Genomic DNA, 19,807 nt, shown 5'->3' on the forward strand with positions numbered 1-19,807 from the left:
CAGGCCCGCCGTCTACCGCGCAGCCGCGTCAATCGCAGGGCGCACGCAGCAACCGGAAGCGGTTCGTCTCCGGATCGGTCAGCATCGCCTGGGCCGGCGGATGCACGGCGGCGCCCTGGCAGGGGACGGCACCGGCGGCGGTGAGCCGGGCGACCTCGTCGGCGGGATCGCCAGTGGAGTAGGTGACGACATCGAGGTGGACGCGATCGCTTTCGCGGGCCGCGATCTGGGTGCGCAGGAATTCCAGCCACGGCCCCTGGCCGGTGGCCGAGCGGATGCCGGACATGCGGGATTCGTCATGGGTCAGCGGCCAGCCCGCCGCGGTCTCCCAGAATCGGGCCAGCCGGGTGGGATGCGGAGTGTCGACGACGATCGCGGCGACCGCGCCGGTATCCACATATTCCTCGCGCGGTTCGAGGACACAGAATTCGTTGCCCTCGGGATCCGCGAGCACCGTCCAGGGCACCGCGCCCTGTCCGATGTCGATCGGCCGCGCACCCAGCGTCAGCGCCCGATCCACCTGCACGCGTTGATGATCCAGCGAACGACCCACCACATCGAGATGAATGCGGTTCTTCCCGGACTTGGGTCCGGCCGCCGGCAGGAACATCAACGACACATCAGCGGCATCCGGGTCGGAAGCAGCCACCTCGACCGCGTGCGGACGGTCCACGGTGATCTGCCAGTCGAGCAACTCCGCCCAGAACCGCGCCACGTTCCGTGGCCGGATCGCATCGAACACCACGCACGCCAGACGGGTGGTCATGCCTCCACGGTAACCGCCGAAAAGGAGTAATGGGCGAATTCGGATATCCGTGGGTCGGCACCGATGTCGACAGCCGGATGTCGCGATGCCGTCAGTCGTCGAATCTATGCCGGGCGGCGGCCAGGTCGACGCGGTCGCCGCGGATCGGGCAGCCCTCCTCGGCCAGCCGGCGCAACTGGCGCTGCACCAGATGAGCCGCCGGAGTGCCATCGGCGCGCAATACCCGATGCCAGGGCAGATCGGCGGAGTCGGTGCGCATGATCCAGCCGACGGTCCGCGGTGTCGACAGTCCCGCGGCCGCCGCGATATCGCCGTAGGTGGCGACTCGTCCGGCCGGAATGGCCGCGACCAGCTCGCGCACCCGCTCGATCGCGGCGTCGGTGGTCGGCATCAGAGCACCGACCGCACGACGTCGGCGGTCTCGGCGGGCCGGGCCTGCGCGACCATGTGATCGCAGTCGAATTCGTGCAGCGTGAAGTGCGGCAGCGTCGCGAACGCATCGACGGTCGCGGGGGTGACGAACGGGGATTTGCCGGCCCGGACCAGCACGGTCGGAATCCGCGGCGGCGGCAGGAGCAGCTCGCGCGCCAGCTGACTCCAATAGGAGGTGACGGCGGGCAGGCTCATCCGCCACCTCACCCGGCCCTCGGGCGTGCCGACCAGGTGTTCGGCGAGTTCGGCCTCGAGGAGTCCGGGGTCCACATCGGCCCAGGCCGTCTCGAGCTTGTCGCGGCGCGCCTCGGCGATGTCGGCGTAGTCGGGCCGGGCCAGACCCGCTTCGGCGATGTCGTGCAGCAGTACCGGATCGAGACCGATCGCGGGATCCAGCAATACCAGCGCGCGGACCAGGTCGGGGCGGTGTCGGGACAGATGGATCGCGACCGCCGCCCCGAACGAATGCGCCAGCACGACTGCCGGTTCGGTGAGCAGCGGAACCAGGTCGTCGACGATCTGCTCGAAGGTCCACGGCGGTAGCGAACTCGCGCGCCCGTGCCCACGCAGATCGGGAGCGACGATGCGCACCTCGGGCAGATGCCCGTCGGCCAGCGCGCCCCACCGCCGCCCGTGTCCGGTCAAGCCGTGCAGGGCGAGGACGAGCGGACCGTCGGCGGGGCCGAATCGATGAATAGGGACGTCGGGCACCCGATCATTGTGCCGCCGCCGGCGCATCGGTGCGACCGGTGCACACCCGGGACGCGGAAAGTTGTTGGTGCGCAAGCGAATGTTCGCGTGAATCGGCCGCGGGGATAGCCGGAGGCTGGCCGCGCCGGTGAACTGCCGGGGAAGGACTGTGGCGATGAGACTTTCGGTCCGATATTCGCAGCGGCCCTGAAGCACTGCCGTCCGGCCTCACACACAAGCCCTCTACCAGGCGTTATCGGTCGCAGACCGAGGTCGGCGCGAATGTGTGAATACCGCACGGAGGGGCGTGGCACCGATCACAGCTCGGACACATCGGATGTACGGGGTGCGTTTGCTGTCACGGAATTCAATTCTGTCGGGGGTGTCTGTTGAAATAGCGCGTGTGATGCGATCGGATAGCTCGGTGCGACTGGTGCGCCGCAGTGAGACCGCACCCCGGCCACGCGAATGGGGTGCCGATGTCCGAACGCTGTTCGCGGGTGGGTCGGGTGCCGACCCGGGCTGGCGGCCCTGGCAGGTGCTGGGTGGTCCCGGCACCGGGAAGACCGCGCTGCTCACCGATCTCGCCGTCGATCGCATCGTCGCGGGTGCGGACCCGGAATCGGTGCTGGTGCTCACCCACTCCAAACAGGCCGCGCTGCGGGTCCGCAACGCCCTCACCCGGCAATTGACCGCCCTCGCGCCGGAACTCGGCGGGGTGCCGGGCGCCAGCCGCGAGCCGATGGTGCGCACGGTGCACTCCTATGCCTTCGCGATCCTGCGCACGCACGCGGCCGCTCGGGGCAATCCGCCGCCGCGGCTGCTGACCGGCGCCGAACAGGACGTGGTCCTGCGCGAGATGGTGCGCGGCGAACTCGCCGACATGTCGGCAGGCGGCGAGGTGCTGTGGCCGCCGCGCCTGCACGCCGCACTCGGCACCAACGGTTTCGCCGAGCAACTGCGCGATCTGATGTTGCGCGCCACCGAGCGTGATCTGGGACCCGAGGATCTGATCGAACTGGGGCGCCTGCACGAACGCGAGGAATGGGAGGCGGCCGGATCGTTCGCGCAGCGCTACGAGCAGTCGATGCTGTTGCGCTGGTCGGTCGGCGTCCAAGCCCCCGAGGCCAGCGCGCCCGCTCTGGACGCCGCCGAACTGGTCGGCGCGGCGCTGGATGTGCTGATCGAGGACGACGAACTGCTCGCCGCCGAGCGCGAACGCCTCCGCACCCTGTTGGTCGACGACGCCCAGCATGTGGATCCGCTTGCCGCGCAACTAATTCGCGCGATCGGATCGGGTCCGGCGACCACCGTCGTGGCCGGCGACCCGGATCAGGCGGTCTTCAGTTTCCGAGGCGCGGACACCCGCTTCGTCACCGAACCCGACGCCCCACCCGAACGCCGGATCATCCTGCACGACGATCATCGCTGCGCGCCGGCGGTCCACGACGCGGTCGCCCGGATCGCCGCCCGCATGCCGGGCCGAACCGAGCACCGCTTCGATGCCCGGACCGGCGGGCCCCATCTGCTCGGCGATCCGGCCGTCGACGGGCAGGCGCTGGTGCGGGTACTCACCACCCCGGCCAAGGAGGCGGCGCTGATCGCCGATCACCTGCGGCGCGCCCACCTCACCGCGGAGGTGCCGTGGTCGCGGATGGCGGTCGTCGTGCGCTCGGTGCCGCTGTCGCTGGGGCCGCTGCGCCGCGCGCTCACCGCCGCGGGAGTGCCGGTGCTGCAACCGAAACCGGATATCCCACTGGCCCGGCGGCGCGGTGCGGCGTGGATGCTGCAGTCGCTGCGCGCCCTGCTGGTGGTCGAACGCGGACGCCCGGAGATGTTCTCCGAGGACGACGCGCTCGATCTGCTGCTGGGCCCGCTCGGCGGCGCGGATCAGATCAGTCTGCGCCGCCTGCGCCGGGGCGTTCGCCGCGCGCTGATCGAGTGCGGGTATCCCCGAGCCGAGCCGCGCCCGGGTGGCCACGGCGACGCGGAGTGGGGAGCCGGCGAGCCGGAAGCCGAATCCGCTACGCGGACAGGCGAATCCGGGCCGAGTGTGCCCGGTGATGCCGATTCCGCACCACCGGCGCGCGGCTCGTCGACAGTCGAGGAGTCGCCGGAGGCCCTCGCTCCCTATTCCGAACTCGACCGGTCTTCGGCGGTCGTGCTGCGCGACCTCATCACCGGAGTCGGTGATCGCTCCCTGCTCGACCGGCTCACCGAGGTCGAGGTGGCGCCGCTGGTCCGGGTACTGCGGGCGGTCGACCGGGCGCGGCGGGCGCTGCGCCGCGGGGCCGGGGTCGAGGATGCGTTGTGGGCGTTGTGGACGGCGTCGCGGCTGGAGAAGCGCTGGGTGGCGCAGTCCGAGCGCGGCGGGGCCGGTGCCGTGCAGGCCGATCGCGACCTGGATGCCGCGGTCGGGCTGTTCGACGCCGCTGCCGCCTACGTCGACCGGCTGCCCGGCGCATCGGTCGAGGGATTCGTCGAATATCTGGAACAGCAGGAGATCAACCAGGATTCGGCTCCGCTGACCGAACCCGGTGACGCGGTGGCGATCGTGAGCGCGCACGCCGCGGCCGGCCGGGAATGGGATGTGGTGGCCGTCGCCGGAGTGCAGGAGGGGATCTGGCCCAACCTGCGGCCGCGCGGAACCCTGCTCGGCATCGAGGAACTGGTCGACCTCGTCGGAGGCGTGGCCGATCCGGGCGAACAGGTCAGCCGGGCCGCGCCGATCCTCGCCGAGGAGCGCCGGCTGCTGCTGCTGGCGTGCAGCCGGGCTCGGCACAGCCTGCTGGTGACCGCGGTCGAATCCGTCACCGGCGACCGCGATCTGGTGCCCTCCCGATTCCTGGCCGAACTCGATCCGGAGGCCGAACCGGGGGAGCCGGGGCGTATTCCGCCACCGGTCGATCCGGGGCGCGCGCTGGTCGCGCAGGCGCTGATCGCCGAATTGCGCGGTGTGGTCTGTGACGACGGCGCCGATCCCGCCCGCCGGGACCGGGCCGCCACCCAGCTGGCCAGGCTGGCCGCGGCCGGTGTGCGCGGCGCGCATCCGGACGAGTGGTACGGCATCGCGGATCCGAGTTCGGAACTGGCGCTGTGGGACGACGGTGACGGGCCGGTCGCCCTGTCGCCGTCGACAGTCGAGCTGTTGCAGACCTGTCCGCTGCGCTGGGCACTGGAACGGCACGGTGGCAGCGACGGTGACAACCCGCATGCCGTCAAGGGGAATCTCGTACACACCCTGGTCCAGGCGCTGGCCGGGCGGGTGACCGAGGAGCAGGTGAAGGCCGCGCTGGTCAAGGCGTGGAAGGCCGTCGACCCCACTTCCGGGGACGACGGCCCGCACAGCTGGCACTCCCGGCTGGAGTTGCGTCGCACCGAATCCATGGTCGACACCTTCCTCGCCTGGTTGCGCAACACCCGCGCCGAGCTGGCCGAGGTCGGTGTCGAGGTGCCGGTGGACTGCGTGCTGCCGGCCCGCGATCCGGACGAGGTGCCGGTGCGGATCCGCGGCCGGGTCGACCGGGTGGAGCGTGATGCGCTGGGCCGCTTCGTCATCGTCGACGTCAAGACCGGCAAGACCCCGATCTCCAAACAGGCCGCTCAGGATCACGCGCAGCTGGCGACCTACCAGGTGGCCGCCGGGGCGGGCGGATTTTCCGCGGAGGTGGACGGCGACCGGGTCGAACCGGGCGGCGCCCGACTCGTCTACGTCGCCAAACCCAGTCGCGACGGGGCCACCGAGCGGTTGCAGACCGCACTCGATTCCGACGGTATCGCCCAGTGGCGCAAGGTGATTCACGATGCGGCGGCCGCCACCCGTGGGCCTGGCTTTCTGGCCGTGCGCAACGACGGCTGCCGGCACTGCCAGGTGGCCGGCAGTTGCCCGGTGCAGGACACCGGCCGCCAGGTGACGGATCGATGACGATCACGATCACGCCGGAGCAGTTGGCGCAGGCACTCGGCCTGCCGCCACCCACCGACGAACAGTCCGCCGTCATCGCCGCACCGCTCGGCCCGACGCTCGTGGTGGCCGGTGCGGGCGCGGGCAAGACCGAGACGATGGCCGCCCGGGTGGTCTGGATGGTCGCCAATCGGCTGGTCGCCCCGGACGCGGTGCTGGGCCTGACGTTCACCCGAAAAGCCGCGCAGCAGTTGACGGCCCGTATTCGCACCCGTCTGGCGCGGCTGGCCGGATCGCCGCTGCTGCGCGAGATCGACAGCACCGGCCGTCTGCGCGCGACACTGATCGGCTCCGAACCGGAGATCAGCACCTATCACTCCTACGCCGGGCGGCTGCTGTCCGAACACGGTCTGCTGCTGCCCGTGGAGCCCTCGGCCACCCTGCTCACCGAAACGCAGTTGTGGCAGCTCGCGCATCGGGTGGTCACCGGCTGGGACGGCGATCTCGATACCGAGCGCACGCCGGTATCGGTCACCGAGGCGGTGCTGGCGCTGTCCGGTCAGCTCGCCGAACATCTGGTGGAGCCCGAGCGGCTGGCGGTGGCGCATCGGGAGCTGGAGCGGCTGGTGGAGACGTTGCCGCCCGGTCCTCGTCAACGCGGTGGGCCGAATCAGGAGCTGCGCGCGATCGTCAAAGCCCAGCAGGATCGGGTGGCGCTGCTGCCCCTGGTCGCGCGACTCGGCGAGGAGTTGCGGCGCCGGGGCGCATTGGATTTCGGCTCGCAGATGTCGCTGGCCGCGCGGCTGGCCGCCACCCACGCCGAGGTCGGGGCGGCGGAACGCGAGCGGTTCCGCCTGGTGCTGCTGGACGAATACCAGGACACCGGGCACGCGCAGCGCATTCTGCTCGCGGCATTGTTCGGTGATCGCGGCGCGGTCGGTCTCGGCGCCGAAGTGCCGGCGACGGATTTCGCCGGCCGCCCGGCGGTGACCGCGGTCGGCGATCCGATGCAGTCCATCTACGGCTGGCGCGGTGCGTCGGCGGCCAATCTGCCCCGCTTCACCACCGATTTCCCGGCCGCGCCGAATGTCGCCGCGCCGGTACTGCCGCTGCTGACGAGCTGGCGCAATCCGCCGGAGGCGCTGGATCTGGCGAATCTGGTCGCCGAACCACTGCGCGGCGCCGAGGGCGGCGTCACGGTCGACGCGCTGCGCCCCCGGCCGCAAGCGACGGCCGGAACCGTCGCGCTGGCTCTCACCGAAACCGTTGCCGAGGAACGGAACTGGGTCGCCGAGCGGATCGCCGCGGAATGGGAGCAGTGTGCCGACGCCGGACGGCCACCGCCGACCTCCGCGGTCCTGGTGCGCCGCAACGCCGACGCGGCGCCGCTGGCCGAGGCGCTGCGCGCGCGGGGGCTGCCGGTGGAGATCGTCGGCCTCGGTGGTCTGCTCGCCACTCCGGAAGTGGCCGATATCGTGGCCACGCTGCGGTTGATCGCCGATCCGGCGGCCGGTAGCGCCGCGATGCGCATTCTCACCGGCGCGCGCTGGCGGCTGGGCGTGAGCGATCTGAAAGCGTTGGCGGCGCGGGCGCGCGAGCTGTCGATCGTCGCGGCGCCGGGGCGCGCGGAAGCCATCACCGATACGGCCGGATTGTCGGAGGCGTTGCGGGCCGTGGCGCCCGAACCCGCCGAACAAGCCGGCATCGTGGATGCGATCGCCGATCCCGGTCCGGCGCAACGGTATTCGGAACTCGGATATGCGCGCATCGTCGCCCTGGGGCGGGAGCTGGCTGCCCTGCGCGAGCGCAGCGGGCAGTCGCTGCCGGAACTGGTCGCCGATGTGGAACGCACGATCGGGGTCGGGGTGGAAACCCAGACCCGCCGCGCCGCCGCGGGCGCCGGCGCCGGGCGTGAACATCTGGACGCCTTCGCCGACGTGGTCGCGGGCTATGCCGGTGACCACCGTGCCACCCTGCCCGGCCTGCTGAGCTTCCTGGCCGCCGCCGAAGAGGTCGAAAACGGTTTGGAGCCGGGCGAAGTGGAGGTGGCGCACGACCGTGTCCAGGTGCTCACCGTGCATGCGGCCAAGGGGCTGGAGTGGGAGGTCGTGGCCGTACCGCACGTATCGCGGAGCTTGTTTCCCTCCGGGAACGCCGCCGCGACCTGGCTCGGCGCGCTCGCTGAACTCCCCACCTCCCTGCGTGGTGACCGGCAGCGCGACAGTGACGGCGACGCGACAGATTCCGCGCCGGTGCGCGACGGCGTTCCGGTCCTCGACCTCACCGACCTGTACGACCGCACGGATCTGGAACGGGCGATCAAACAGCACAAGGAGGCGCTGGCCCGCCGCCGCCTCGATGAGGAACGCCGCCTGTTCTACGTGGCGCTCACCAGAACCGAACGCGCGCTGTTCGTTTCGGCCCACCACTGGGCCGAGACCGGCTCCACGCCGAAGGGCCCCTCGGATTTCCTGCTCGAATTGAAACGGTGGACCGAACACCCGCAGTCACCCGGACACGGCAGCGTGCGCGTCGACGTCTGGGCCGACCCACCACCCCCGGACGCACCCAACCCCTTCACCGACAATCCCGCCGTGGCCGACTGGCCTCGCGACCCGCTCGGCGTGCGGCGGCCGGCAGTCGAAGCGGGGGCGGCCCTGGTCCGTACCGCGCTCGCACACCTTCCGCCCGAGCCTGGCCGTCGTGATCATCGCAAGCAGACGTCGAACGGCCATACCGCTCCCGTCCGGGGCGATGTTCCCTCGGTTCCCTCCCGCCGGGCCCAGGACGACCCGGGCGCACTCGAATCTCCGCGTCAGTTGGACCTGTTCGCCGACCTGACGAACGACCCGGCGACCTCCGGTACGAACGGCGGCAACGGACCGGGCGAGGAGGAACGCGCGGCGCCCGCCCAGCCCGACCCGGATCCCGAAGGCTGGGCCGCCGATGTCGACGCGCTGCTCACCGAGCACTTCGCGACGGCCGAGGGCATTCACGAAGTGGAGTTGCCCGCGCAGCTGCCCGCCACCGCGCTGGTGGATATGCGGGCCGATCCGGCGAAGCTCGCGGCCCGGCTGCGGCGGCCGCTGCCGTATCCGCCGAGTCCGCTCGCCCGGCGCGGCACCGCATTTCACGCGTGGCTACAGCGCTGGTTCGGCGCGGTCGGGCTGCTCGATTTCGACGAACTGCCCGGCGCCGCCGACAGTGGTGCGGGCGATGCCGATCTGATTCGGCTGCAGGAAGCGTTCCTGGCCTCGCCGTGGGCCGACCGCAACCCCATCGATGTCGAGGTGGGATTCGAGACCAGCATCGGCGGCACGCTCATTCGTGGCCGGATGGACGCGGTGTTCAGCGAACCCGGCGGCCGCTGGCTGGTCGTGGACTGGAAGACCGGCGCGGAACCGACACGCGCGGAAGAACGCTCGGTCGCGATGCAGCTGGCCGTCTACCGGGTCGCCTGGGCTCGCATGATGGCCGCGCAGACCGGGGAAGCCGAAGAGCTCGTGCTGGACAAGGTCGGCGCCGCATTCCATTACGTCCGCAGCGGCCGGACGGTCGCGCCGGCCGAACTGCCGGGGCCGGCCGAGCTGGCCGACCTCATCGCCGAGGTCGCGCCCGCCTGGGCGCCGGCCGCCGGCTCGCCGGCGCGGGACGGCCCGGAACTCGCCGATGACCTCCCGCCCGACCAGGACCTGGTGTCCGAAGCCGATGTCGCCTCCGACTATCTGCCCGAGTGAAAGCCGTTGCGCCTCAGGCGGCTTCGCGGCTGATGCGCAAAGCCTGAGTGATCATCGGCACCTGGAACGGCAGCCGCAGCACCGACGCCCACTTGGTCGCCTTGGCCGCCTTCGGATTTCGCACCGAGTCGGCGGCGAACTGGATGTTGGCCGGGAAGACCGCGACGAACAACAGCACCGCGAGCCGGCCCCCCAGCCGTCGGGTGCGTGGGGCCGCCAAGGCGGCCGCCACGCCGATTTCGGCCACACCCGATGCGTAGGTGTAGGTGCGTGCCCGTCCGGGCAGGGCGGGCGGCACGATCGAATCGAAGGACTTGGGCACCACGAAATGCAGCGTGCCCATGCCGAACAGCGCGGCGCTCATCAGCACCGCTCGCCGCTGTGAGCCTCGACCGGCGTCACTCATGCTGTGTTCCTTTCTCCGCCCCCGGCTCCGCGCTCTCTCCGCCGCGAGTGGGGCCGCTCCGTGACGACGCTACGCTCCTGCCTACTCGCGTGCCCAGTCCCTCGAGTCGCCATCCGGCCGGTACGCTGCCGATCTGTGGCACAGGTGAGCAACGACATATCCGGGGGATACCGTGTTCGGTGACAGCTCACGCGGTCTGGGCCGTTTGACGGATCGTCCCGATTACGCGCTGGTCGGCATTCTGCGCATTCCCGAAATCCGGACCAGCCCGTGGGTCTCGCTGACCCGCCGGGTCGCGTTCGCGGTGCTGCTGCTGGTGGCGGCGACGCTGGTGGTCTATTTCGGCCGCGCGGGATATCACGACAACCGCGGCGAGGAACTGACCCTCCTCGACGCCGCCTACTATTCGACGGTCTCGCTGTCGACCACCGGCTACGGCGACATCACCCCGACCACGGAGCAGGCGCGGCTGATCAACACGATCGTCATCACCCCGCTGCGCGTGCTGTTCCTGATCGTCTTGGTCGGCACCACCCTGCAGGTCCTCACCGAGCGGTCACGGCAGGCGTTCAAAATTCAGCGATGGAGGCAGAAGGTGCGTAATCACACCGTGGTCGTGGGATACGGGACGAAGGGCCGGACCGCTGTCGACGCGATGCTCGGCGACGGGGTGCAACCGGCCGAGATCGTGGTGGTCGACACCGACGCGACCGTCTTGGAGGCCGCGGCCAATGCCGGGCTGGTGACGGTGCACGGCTCGGCGACGCAATCGGATGTGCTGCGGCTGGCCGGAGCGCAGCACGCGTCCTCCCTGGTCATCGCCGCGAATCGGGACGACACCGCCGTACTGGTCACGCTCACCGCGCGAGAACTCAATGCCAAGGCCAAGATCGTCGCGTCGATCCGGGAGGCCGAGAACACCCATCTGTTGCGACAATCGGGTGCGGATTCGGTCGTGGTCTCCTCGGAGACCGCGGGCCGGCTGCTCGGTATCGCGACCACCACCCCCAGCGTCGTCGACATGATCGAGGACCTGCTCACCCCGGAGGCCGGGTTCGCGATCGCCGAACGCGACGTGGAATCCGACGAGGTCGGTGGCTCGCCGCGCCATCTGCGGGATATCGTGCTCGGCGTGGTCCGGGAGGGCACGCTGATCCGCGTCGACGAGCCGGAGGTCGACGCCCTGGAAACCGGCGACAAACTCCTCTACATCCGCCGCGTGCACAAATAACCCGGACCGAGGATGCCTGCTCCGGGCACATCCCAACCACCGCGATACTCTCGAAGCGTGTCGGTATTCGAACTGAATGGTCTTCCACTGCTGTCTCGTTCCGCCCTCGATCGTGCCGAGACGTTGCGCTCGGACGAGCAGGCGTTGAAGCAAGGATGGGCCGAGGCCAAACTGGTACGGATGAACCGGCGGGGGCAGGTTCGGATCGACGGTGATCAGCTCGTGCTCGAAGCGGCGCTGGACTATGCGTCCGAGCCGGTGCCCGAGGCGGTCCTGCTGGGCGTGGTCGACGGCGCGCACATCTGGGCGGTCCGGGACAACGAGCTCGAAGGTCGGCTGATGGATCTGCGGGTGGTCGGGAGCTCGCTGCACCTCGACGATGTGATTCTCGGCATTCTGTCCACCGCGCTGGCGCTGCTGAACTGGCACGACCGTGCCCGCTACAGCGCCGTCGACGGCAGCCCGACCACCGTGTCGAATGCCGGCTGGTCCCGCGTCAACGCCTCCGGGCACGAGGAATTCCCGCGCATCGATCCGGCCATCATCTGCCTGGTGCACGACGGCGGCGACCGGGTCCTGCTCGGCCGGCAGCAGAGCTGGCCGGAGCAGATGTTCTCGCTACTGGCGGGCTTCGTCGAGGCGGGGGAGTCGCTGGAACGCTGCGTCGAGCGCGAGGTTCTCGAGGAGGTCGGTGTCGCGGTGCGCGATATCCGCTACCTCGGCAGTCAGCCGTGGCCGCTGCCGCGTTCGCTCATGCTGGGGTTCGCCGCGGTCGCCGATCCCGACGCGCCGCTGGTCTTCTCCGACGGCGAGATCGCCGAGGCCCACTGGTTCACCCGCGACGAGGTGCGCACGGCACTGGCCGCGGGCGCGTGGGGGTCGGTCACCGGCGATACCGGAAATGCCGAGCAGCAGCGACTACTGCTGCCGGGCTCCATTTCCATCGCCCGCACCATCGTCGAATCCTGGGCTGCGGCAGGCTGATTCGCCCGCGCTCGCCGTCGGTCAGCCGATCGCGGCGAGGGCGCTCTTCACCTGGGCGAGGCTCGGGTTGGTCGCGGTGGACCCGTCGGAATACTTGACGGTCGGCACCACGTGATTGCCGCCGTTCACGCTGCCGACGAATTCGGCCGCTTCGGGATCCTGTTCGATGTCGACGACGGTGTAGGTGATCCCCGCCTCGTCGAGTTGCTTCTTCAGGCGGCGGCAGTAGCCACACCAGGTCGTCGAGTACATGGTCAGGTCAGTAGCAGTCACGCCTGATTGAACATCGAATCGGTTTTCCGTGTTCCCACGGCTGGCTGTGATGTCCGCCGGAGGGACTTGCCGGACAGATAGTAAGCGCGCATACTAAATCCATGACGCAGATCGCCTCAGCTCACGCCATATCCACCGCCGCGCCCGCCGACTTCTTCGCGGTCTGGTCCGATATGGCCACCTGGCCGGAATGGAATGCCGACACCGAGTGGGTCCGGCTGGACGGTCCCTTCGTCGAGGGGGCGACGGGCACCTTGAAGCCGAAGGGGGGTCCGAAGGTCGCGTTCGTGATCGAGAAGCTGAACGGCGAGGAGTTCGTCGACGTCTCCCGGCTGTTCGGCGCCCGGCTGATCTTCGCGCATCATGTGGTGGAGACGGCTGCGGGCACCGAGGTGTCGGTGACCATCTCGATGACCGGCCCGCTGCGCCGGTTGTGGTCGGCGCTGATGGGCGGCGGACTGGCCGATTCCGTCCATCGTGACCTCGCGGCGCTGGTCGAGACGGCCGAGGCGCGCCGGCCCGTTCCGGGCACCCGCTGAATCGTTCGAGGAGGACATCATGAGCAAGTACTGGCTGGCCGTCGTCTCCCGCGATCACGTGCGTCGCGGGGTGGCGCTCGGCATCGCGCAGGCCAATCACGGCAAGCGAACCGCGGTCGAACGGATGCGGCCGGGTGACGGGCTCGTCTACTACTCGCCCAGAACCGGTATGCGTGCAGGGGATGCGGTGAAGTCGTTCACCGCGATCGGCACGATCGACGATCGGCCCGTGTGGCAGGCGGACGATCAGGGCGGCTGCTTCCGGCCGTGGCGGCGCGCGGTGACCTACCGGCCGGACGCGCGCGATGTCGCGATCGATACCGTGCGCGGTGACCTCGATCTCACCAGCGTCCCCAATTGGGGCATCGTGCTCCGGCGCGGCGTGGTGGAACTGAGCGCGCACGACTTCGAGGTCATCTCCCGGGCCATGCTGGGGGAGGACGCGGGCGAGATGTCGGCGGCCGCTCGGTGAGCGACGAAACCCGTGCCCTGCGAACCGAATTCGGCAGCGCCGACGAAAGTCCCGGCCTGTTGTTGTGGCAGGTGACCAACCGGTGGCAGGCGGCGGTGCGCGCGGCGCTGGCCCCGTTCGATCTCACCCACGTGCAGTTCGTTCTCCTGGCCGCGCTGACCTGGTTCGGCGGCTCGGATGCCGGCACCCCGATCACGCAGCGCGATCTCGCCGCCCATGCCGCCACCGACCCGATGATGACCTCCCAGGTGCTGCGCGCCCTGGAACAGAAGGGCCTGATCGAGCGGCGGGATCATCCGCACGATCGGCGCGCGAAATCCCTGGTCCCGACGAAAGCCGGTGTGGCACTGGTGAATCGCGCGATCGTCGCGGTGGAGGACTGTGACCGGGACTTCTTCGGGCCGTTGCGCACCAGTACCGCCGACTTCGCCGCATCGTTGCGGGTACTGCGGGACGCGCGGGGTTGAGCGACGGGCGCGCCGGCCGAGGGGACCGCGGCTGGGTGTCCGTGGCGCCGGGCAACCGGGGGCGTCGTCGCGGCGGCGCGGATGTCGGTGGTGCCTGTCATGATGGAGCGCGTGCCTGTCCCGACCTCATCGACCAGCCTGCGGCTCGACGGGCTCGATCCCGAGCAGGCCGCCGCGGTGCGGGCGCCGCGTGGGCCGGTGTGTGTGATCGCGGGCGCCGGCACCGGCAAGACCCGGACCATCACCCACCGCATCGCCCATCTGGTCTCGGCCGGGCATGTGCGTGCCGACCAGGTGCTGGCGGTGACCTTCACGGCCCGGGCGGCCGGTGAGCTGCGGTCCCGGTTGCGTGCGCTCGGCCTGGGTAGTGCCGCGCAGACCGTCCAGGCACGTACCTTCCACGCCGCGGCGCTGCGGCAGCTGAAGTACTTCTGGCCGCAGATCGTCGGCGACGTGCCCTGGAAACTCATCGACTCCAAATTCGCGCTCGTCGCCCAGGCCGCCCAGCGCGTCGGCCTGCCGACCGCGACGGAGAATGTGCGTGACCTGGCGAGCGAGATCGAATGGGCGAAGGCCTCGCTCATCGCGCCGGAGGACTACTCCGGCGCGGCCCAGCGCCACCACCGCGACATCCCGTATCAGGCGGACAAGATCGCGGCCGTCTACACCGGCTACGAGACGTTGAAGAACACTCCGGACGGCCTGCTGCTCGATTTCGACGATCTGCTGCTGCACACCGCCGCCGCGCTCGAGGACTACCCGGCCGTGGCCGAGGAATTCCGCGGTCGTTACCGGTGCTTCGTCGTCGACGAATACCAGGACGTGACCCCGCTGCAGCAGCGGGTGCTCGACGCGTGGCTCGGCGATCGCGACGATCTGACCGTGGTCGGCGACGCCAATCAGACGATCTATTCGTTCACCGGCGCCAGCCCCGCCTATCTGCTCGATTTCTCCCGCCGGTTTCCCGACGCCACCGTCGTCCGGCTGGAGCGGGACTATCGATCGACGCCGCAGGTGGTGTCGCTGGCCAATCGCGTGATCGGCGCCGCGCGCGGACGCATCGCGGGGACCCGGCTGCAGCTGGTCGGGCAGCGCGCCGACGGGCCGGAACCGTCCTTCGCGGAGTACGACGACGAGGTCGCCGAGGCCGCCGCCGTCGCCAAGGGCATCGCCGGTCTGCTCGGGCGGGGAGTCCCGGCCGCCGAAGTCGCCGTGCTGTATCGCATCAACGCCCAGTCCGAGGTGTACGAGCAGGCGCTGACCGAGGCGGGCATTCCCTACCAGGTCCGCGGCGGCGAGGGGTTCTTCCAGCGGGTCGAGGTCCGGCAGGCGGTGCAGGCGCTGCGGCAGGCCGGAGCCCGCGACGACCTGCCCGCGGCCCGTGGGCCCGAGGTCGTGACGCTCGTGCGCGCGGTCCTGGCCCGGCTCGGGCTCACCGCGGAGGAGCCGGCCGGTGCGCAGGCTCGCGAGCGCTGGTCGTCGCTGGTGGCGCTGGTACAGCTCACCGAGGAGCTCGCAGCCCACGATCCCGGCCTCGAATTCGCCGGACTACTGCGGGAACTGGCCGCCCGCGCCGAGGCCCGCCACCCACCGACCGTGCAGGGGGTCACCCTGGCCTCGCTGCACGCGGCGAAGGGACTGGAATGGGATGCGGTCTTCCTGGTCGGCCTCACCGACGGCACCCTGCCCATCGCCCACGTTCTGGGCGAGGGCGGCGCGGTGAGCGACGAGGCCGCGCTGGAGGAGGAACGGCGGTTGCTCTACGTGGGCGTGACCCGCGCGCGCGAACATCTGCGGTTGTCGTGGGCGCTGTCGCGTGCCGACGGCCGGCGCCGCAACCGCCGGCGCAGCCGATTCCTCACCGGGCTGGTGCCGGAGGATTCTCCGGCGTCGAGGGTCGCCCAGCAGGCCGGTGCGCGGGGTGGTCGCGGCCGCCGGCTGCCGGTCTGCCGGGTGTGCGGGCGTTCCCTGCTCAATTCCACCGACACGCTGCTCGGACGGTGCTCGGGCTGCCCGGCCGAGGTGGATACCGAACTGCTCGGCGCGCTGCAGGAGTGGCGGCGGCAACGGGCCGAGGAGTTGCAGATCAAACCGTTCGCGGTGGTGAGCGTCAAAACGCTGACCGCGATCGCGGAACAGGTGCCGATGGACGAGGACGCGCTCGCCGCGATTCCGGGTATCGGACAGCAGAAGTCGCAGCAGTTCGGCCCGGAGCTGTTGGCGATCGTGCGATCCCGGGTGCGCAACCGGTGATTCGGCGAGCGCTGCCCGAGTGCCAAAACCGCAGGTGAAAAATAGGTTGTGCGGTTGTGTATCGCACCCGTAGGGTGGTGATCACGCGCTGGGAGGGCATTCCGGCGCGCACAGTGATCAGTCGGATAACGAGTAGGAGGGAGGTAGACAAAATGAACAACATCGTGACTCTCGCTTCGAGAAGCGTTGTGGCACCGGTGGTTTCTGTCGTGTCCGCCTCCCGGGGGGTCCTCGCCTTGCAGGGGACCGGTCTGTCTGTCGCAAGCATTATCGGTGCTCGACCGCAAGCGCCCGCATATGCAATTGCCGCAGACAAGTCCGCGTGGGGTTGGCACCCGGCACACGTCGGTTTCCACACCGGCGCAGCCCACGCCTTCGCAGTCGAAGCCGATCGTATGACGGCGAATCTGCAGGCAGCCCGCCTCCGCAACGCACACCCAGCGACCGTGATCAGTAACCGACACCGAGGTCGGTTCAGGTAGCACCCACTACCACAGCCTCCTGGCCACGGATCGCCCGAAGCGAAACCGTGGCCATAGTTCTTTTCGGCCTCCAGCCACCGGCACCGGTTTCGCGGAAGACAACGAAACCACCGCTGCACGAGCTGAAGGAGCAAGACGTGTCCACCGCGACCGTTACTCGCGCGACATGCCGATCGACCCAGGCCTCGAGGCCGGCCCGCACCCGCGGTGTCGCGCTCACCCTGCCCTGCCGAGTCGGTGACCCGGACCTGTGGTTCGCCGAAAGCCCGACCCAGCTGGAAGAGGCCAAGGCACTGTGCGCTTCCTGCCCGATCCGCAAGGGGTGCCTCGCGGCTGCCCTGGATCGCGCCGAGCCCTGGGGTGTCTGGGGCGGCGAGATCTTCGAACAGGGCGTCGTGATCGCCCGTAAGCGGCCGCGCGGCCGCCCGCGTAAGGTCGCACTGGCGTGATCGGCGCCGGTTCGGGCCGAGCGCGGATCCGCCTCGGCCACCTCTGGGAACACGAACGAGCCCCGCATCTCATGTCGGATGCGGGGCTCGTCCCATATTCGGCGTGGGTGAACGATCAGCTGGCGCTTCGGTATTCGGCGTAGCCGGGCACCCAGTCGTGCATCAGCCTCATGAACGGAACCTCGGCGTCGAGCTGCGCGCAGATGCCGATCGAACCCATCAGCACCCGGAACACCATGATGTGTTCGGCCGGAAGTTGCAGCGACAATCCGGTTTTCATCTCCGGGCGGCTCACGTCGGTGGCCTTGCCTGCAACGCGCTGCATCCACTTGCGGGTGAAGTGGAACGAATCCTCGCGGATGGGGTCGGTGAACGGGCGCAGATAGTCGGCGATCTCGGCGTGGGTGACGGTGCGGCCGGGAATCACCCAGCCGTTGCTGTACATCAGCTCGGTCAGTTCCTCGAACCGATCCTCGACCGCCATCGCCACCATCTGGCCGAGCACCGGCGGGAACCCGTCGGGCAGCGGTGCGCAGGCACCGAAATCGAGCACTGCCAACCGGCCGTCGTCGAGCATCATGAAATTGCCGGGGTGCGGGTCGGCATGCAGCAGTCCGGCCAGGGCGGGGGAGGAGAAGTGGAATTCAGCCATCAGGGTTGCCACGCGGTTGCGCAGCTCGACCGTGCCCGCCGGATCCTGGTGGCCGCGCTGGATGATCCCGGAGACCGCGGTGCCGTCGAGCCACTCGGTGACGATCACCTTCGGTGCCCCGGCCACCACCTTGGGTACCAGGAACCGCGGGTGGCCGTCGAATGCCTTGGCGAAGCGGCGCTGGTTGGCGGCCTCGGTGCGGTAGTCGAGCTCTTCCTCGGTGCGTTCGGTGATCTCGGCAAGGATGGGTTTGATGTCGGCGCCGGGGATGACGGCGCCGATCATGCCGGCCATCCGATTGAGTGTCTTGAGGTCCGCGCGCAGCGCCTCGTCGGCACCGGGGTACTGGACCTTCACCGCCACCGTGCGGCCGTCGGACCATTCGGCCTTGTGGACCTGTCCGATACTGGCCGAGGCGGTAGGGGTGTCGTCGAAGGAACGGAAGCGCTTGCGCCACGCCGTACCCAGTTGCTGGTCCAGCACCCGGTGCACCGCGCCGGCCGGCAGCGGCGGCGCGGCGGCCTGCAGCTTGGTCAATGCCTCGCGATAGTGCTCGCCGAATTCCTCGGGTACGGCGGCCTCCATCACCGACAGCGCCTGGCCGAATTTCATTGCGCCGCCCTTGAGCTCGCCGAGAACGGAGAAGATCTGCTCGGCGGCCCTCTGATTCAACTCGGCATTGATCTCGCCCCGGTCGCCGCCGGCGAGTTTGCGGCCGAACCCCACAGCGGCCCGTCCCGCGATACCGAGTGGAATCTTCGCCAACTTGGCATTGCGGGATGAGCTACGGCGCACAATCTCAGACACACCCCCATCATGGCTGACCCATCGTGTCGCGTGCCATGTGAATTGCGTGAACTCCACCCCTGGACCGGGGCGTGTCATCTGTCACAGCAGGGCGGTTCGGGGCGGTGGTCTGCGTGCGGGAAGCCCTGGGAAACGGCTTATCGGTGGTGGTCGGCGGGTGTCCGTTGGTCGTTTTGGTCATCTCGACAAAAAGTTGGCGCGAAAGTATGGGCGAGAGCGTTTTAGTCGTCTAGACTAAAACTATGACGACATGGCGAGCAGCCGCGGCGACGCTGCGGGAGGTGCGCCGTCCGGAAGACCTGTTCGGCGCGGCGACAACGGATTCCGCCGCTCGCCGCATCGCGCATCGGACGTATCTGCGGCTGGCCGCCGCGCTGCATCCGGACCGGGTAGCCGCGTCCGACGCCGAGCGGGCCACCGCGGCATTCGTCCGCCTCGGCGAGCTGTACCGGAGCTGGCTGGCGGCCGAGCAGACCTTCGAGGTGTGCGGCACGCGGGGGCGCTATCGCCTCGGCGCACTGCACGCCCGCGGCTCGGTCGCGGACCTGTACCGCACCGACTCGGCGGGCGCCGTGGTGAAGATCGCACGGCGGCAGGCCGCGAATTCGCTACTGGCGAACGAGCGAAGCGCGCTGACGGATATCGCCGTGCTCACCGGCGAGCACGACTGGCTGACGCCGTACTACCCGCGCCTGATCGACGCCGTCGACCACACCGATACCGAATCCGGCGAGGTGCGCGCGATCAACGTGCTCCAGGCGCTGACCGACGGGTTCGTGACGCTGGCTCGAGTCCGCGCCGCCTATCCGTGCGGACTCGACCCACGCGACTACGCGTGGATGCACCGTCGGCTGTTGCGCTGCCTGGCCGGTGCCGCGACCGCGCACTGGGTGCACACCGCGATATCCGCGGAGAACGTGCTCATCCATCCCCGTCTGCACGGGGTGGTGCTGGTCGGCTGGTCGTTCGCGACCCGGCCCGGGCGGGTGCCGGCGGCCACGCAGGCCTCGATCGACTACCCGCCCGAAACGGGCAGCGGGGTCTGCCCGCGCACCGATGTGTACCTGGCCCACCGACTCCTGCTCACCATGCTCGGCGACCGCGCGCCCGCACCGATGCGTGCCTTCGCCGAGGGCTGCCTCCAATCCGCGCCGCGGCTGCGGCCCGATGCTCGCACCCTGCTCGACGAATTCGACGACCTGCTCGACCGGCTGTACGGCGCCCGCCGCTTCCGGCCGTTCGAACTACCGAAAGGACAGTGAT

16 protein-coding genes are annotated in these 19,807 nt (G+C 69.9%); 10 read left to right on the top strand and 6 right to left on the bottom strand.

Going from position 1 to position 19,807, the window contains the following annotated elements:
• Positions 1–28: 28 nt before the first annotated feature.
• The 3 genes from C5E41_RS22235 to C5E41_RS22245 form a co-directional block, all read right to left on the bottom strand.
• Positions 29–766, bottom strand: coding sequence for a VOC family protein (locus tag C5E41_RS22235; RefSeq protein WP_104377716.1), 738 nt, complete (start codon positions 764–766; stop codon positions 29–31).
• Between the two features lie 91 nt (positions 767–857).
• The gene (locus C5E41_RS22240) at positions 858–1,157 is read right to left on the bottom strand and encodes an MGMT family protein (protein WP_104377717.1); all 300 of its coding nucleotides are present in this window, start codon (positions 1,155–1,157) and stop codon (positions 858–860) included.
• On the bottom strand, positions 1,157–1,909 hold the full coding sequence (locus C5E41_RS22245; RefSeq protein WP_308706132.1) for an alpha/beta fold hydrolase: 753 nt from the start codon (positions 1,907–1,909) through the stop codon (positions 1,157–1,159). Before C5E41_RS22245 ends, C5E41_RS22240 begins: the two co-directional genes overlap by 1 nt.
• A gap of 385 nt (positions 1,910–2,294) precedes the next feature.
• On the opposite strand from C5E41_RS22245, the gene C5E41_RS22250 reads away from it, so the two are divergent.
• Together C5E41_RS22250 and C5E41_RS22255 are read left to right on the top strand one after the other, a co-directional pair.
• On the top strand, positions 2,295–5,813 hold the full coding sequence (locus tag C5E41_RS22250; RefSeq protein WP_104377718.1) for an ATP-dependent helicase: 3,519 nt from the start codon (positions 2,295–2,297) through the stop codon (positions 5,811–5,813).
• Complete coding sequence (locus tag C5E41_RS22255) at positions 5,810–9,529, top strand: ATP-dependent helicase (protein WP_104377719.1); 3,720 nt, start codon at positions 5,810–5,812, stop codon at positions 9,527–9,529. The genes C5E41_RS22250 and C5E41_RS22255 overlap by 4 nt, the downstream gene beginning before the upstream one ends.
• 13 nt (positions 9,530–9,542) lie before the next feature.
• Here C5E41_RS22255 and C5E41_RS22260 read toward each other — a convergent pair whose 3' ends face one another.
• Positions 9,543–9,935, bottom strand: coding sequence for a DoxX family protein (locus C5E41_RS22260; RefSeq protein ID WP_104377720.1), 393 nt, complete (start codon positions 9,933–9,935; stop codon positions 9,543–9,545).
• A 172-nt stretch (positions 9,936–10,107) separates the two neighbouring features.
• Here C5E41_RS22260 and C5E41_RS22265 point away from each other — a divergent pair, with 172 nt between their 5' ends.
• Both C5E41_RS22265 and nudC read left to right on the top strand, forming a co-directional pair.
• The gene (locus tag C5E41_RS22265) at positions 10,108–11,166 is read left to right on the top strand and encodes a potassium channel family protein (protein ID WP_104377721.1); all 1,059 of its coding nucleotides are present in this window, start codon (positions 10,108–10,110) and stop codon (positions 11,164–11,166) included.
• 57 nt (positions 11,167–11,223) lie between these two features.
• Entirely contained in the window at positions 11,224–12,150 is a 927-nt protein-coding gene (nudC, locus tag C5E41_RS22270; protein WP_104377722.1) for an NAD(+) diphosphatase, read from the top strand.
• 21 nt (positions 12,151–12,171) lie between these two features.
• On the opposite strand, the gene C5E41_RS22275 is transcribed toward nudC, so the two are convergent.
• Positions 12,172–12,423: a mycoredoxin gene (locus C5E41_RS22275; protein ID WP_305781562.1), complete on the bottom strand. Its 252-nt coding sequence runs from the start codon at positions 12,421–12,423 to the stop codon at positions 12,172–12,174.
• A gap of 101 nt (positions 12,424–12,524) precedes the next feature.
• Between C5E41_RS22275 and C5E41_RS22280 the strand changes: the two genes are divergently transcribed.
• The 5 genes from C5E41_RS22280 (at position 12,525) to C5E41_RS22300 (ending at position 17,085) form a co-directional block, all read left to right on the top strand.
• The gene (locus tag C5E41_RS22280) at positions 12,525–12,962 is read left to right on the top strand and encodes an SRPBCC family protein (RefSeq protein ID WP_104377723.1); all 438 of its coding nucleotides are present in this window, start codon (positions 12,525–12,527) and stop codon (positions 12,960–12,962) included.
• A gap of 19 nt (positions 12,963–12,981) precedes the next feature.
• Positions 12,982–13,434, top strand: coding sequence for an EVE domain-containing protein (locus C5E41_RS22285; RefSeq protein ID WP_104377724.1), 453 nt, complete (start codon positions 12,982–12,984; stop codon positions 13,432–13,434).
• Positions 13,431–13,901 carry a MarR family winged helix-turn-helix transcriptional regulator gene (locus C5E41_RS22290; protein WP_104377725.1) on the top strand — a complete coding sequence of 157 codons (471 nt, stop codon included), beginning with the start codon at positions 13,431–13,433 and terminating at the stop codon, positions 13,899–13,901. Before C5E41_RS22285 ends, C5E41_RS22290 begins: the two co-directional genes overlap by 4 nt.
• A gap of 102 nt (positions 13,902–14,003) precedes the next feature.
• A complete protein-coding gene (locus C5E41_RS22295) occupies positions 14,004–16,154 on the top strand; it encodes an ATP-dependent DNA helicase UvrD2 (protein ID WP_258081173.1) in 2,151 nt (716 codons plus the stop codon).
• A gap of 619 nt (positions 16,155–16,773) precedes the next feature.
• Complete coding sequence (locus C5E41_RS22300; RefSeq protein WP_081879546.1) at positions 16,774–17,085, top strand: WhiB family transcriptional regulator; 312 nt, start codon at positions 16,774–16,776, stop codon at positions 17,083–17,085.
• Between the two features lie 115 nt (positions 17,086–17,200).
• Here the strand turns inward: C5E41_RS22300 and C5E41_RS22305 are convergent, their stop codons facing one another.
• Entirely contained in the window at positions 17,201–18,544 is a 1,344-nt protein-coding gene (locus C5E41_RS22305) for an ABC1 kinase family protein (protein ID WP_104377727.1), read from the bottom strand.
• A 242-nt stretch (positions 18,545–18,786) separates the two neighbouring features.
• Here C5E41_RS22305 and C5E41_RS22310 point away from each other — a divergent pair, with 242 nt between their 5' ends.
• The gene (locus C5E41_RS22310) at positions 18,787–19,806 is read left to right on the top strand and encodes a J domain-containing protein (protein WP_104377728.1); all 1,020 of its coding nucleotides are present in this window, start codon (positions 18,787–18,789) and stop codon (positions 19,804–19,806) included.
• Position 19,807 lies beyond the last annotated feature (1 nt).

Origin of the sequence: Nocardia nova, from assembly GCF_002933465.1 — a bacterium.
Taxonomy (GTDB): Bacteria; Actinomycetota; Actinomycetes; order Mycobacteriales; family Mycobacteriaceae; genus Nocardia; species Nocardia nova_B.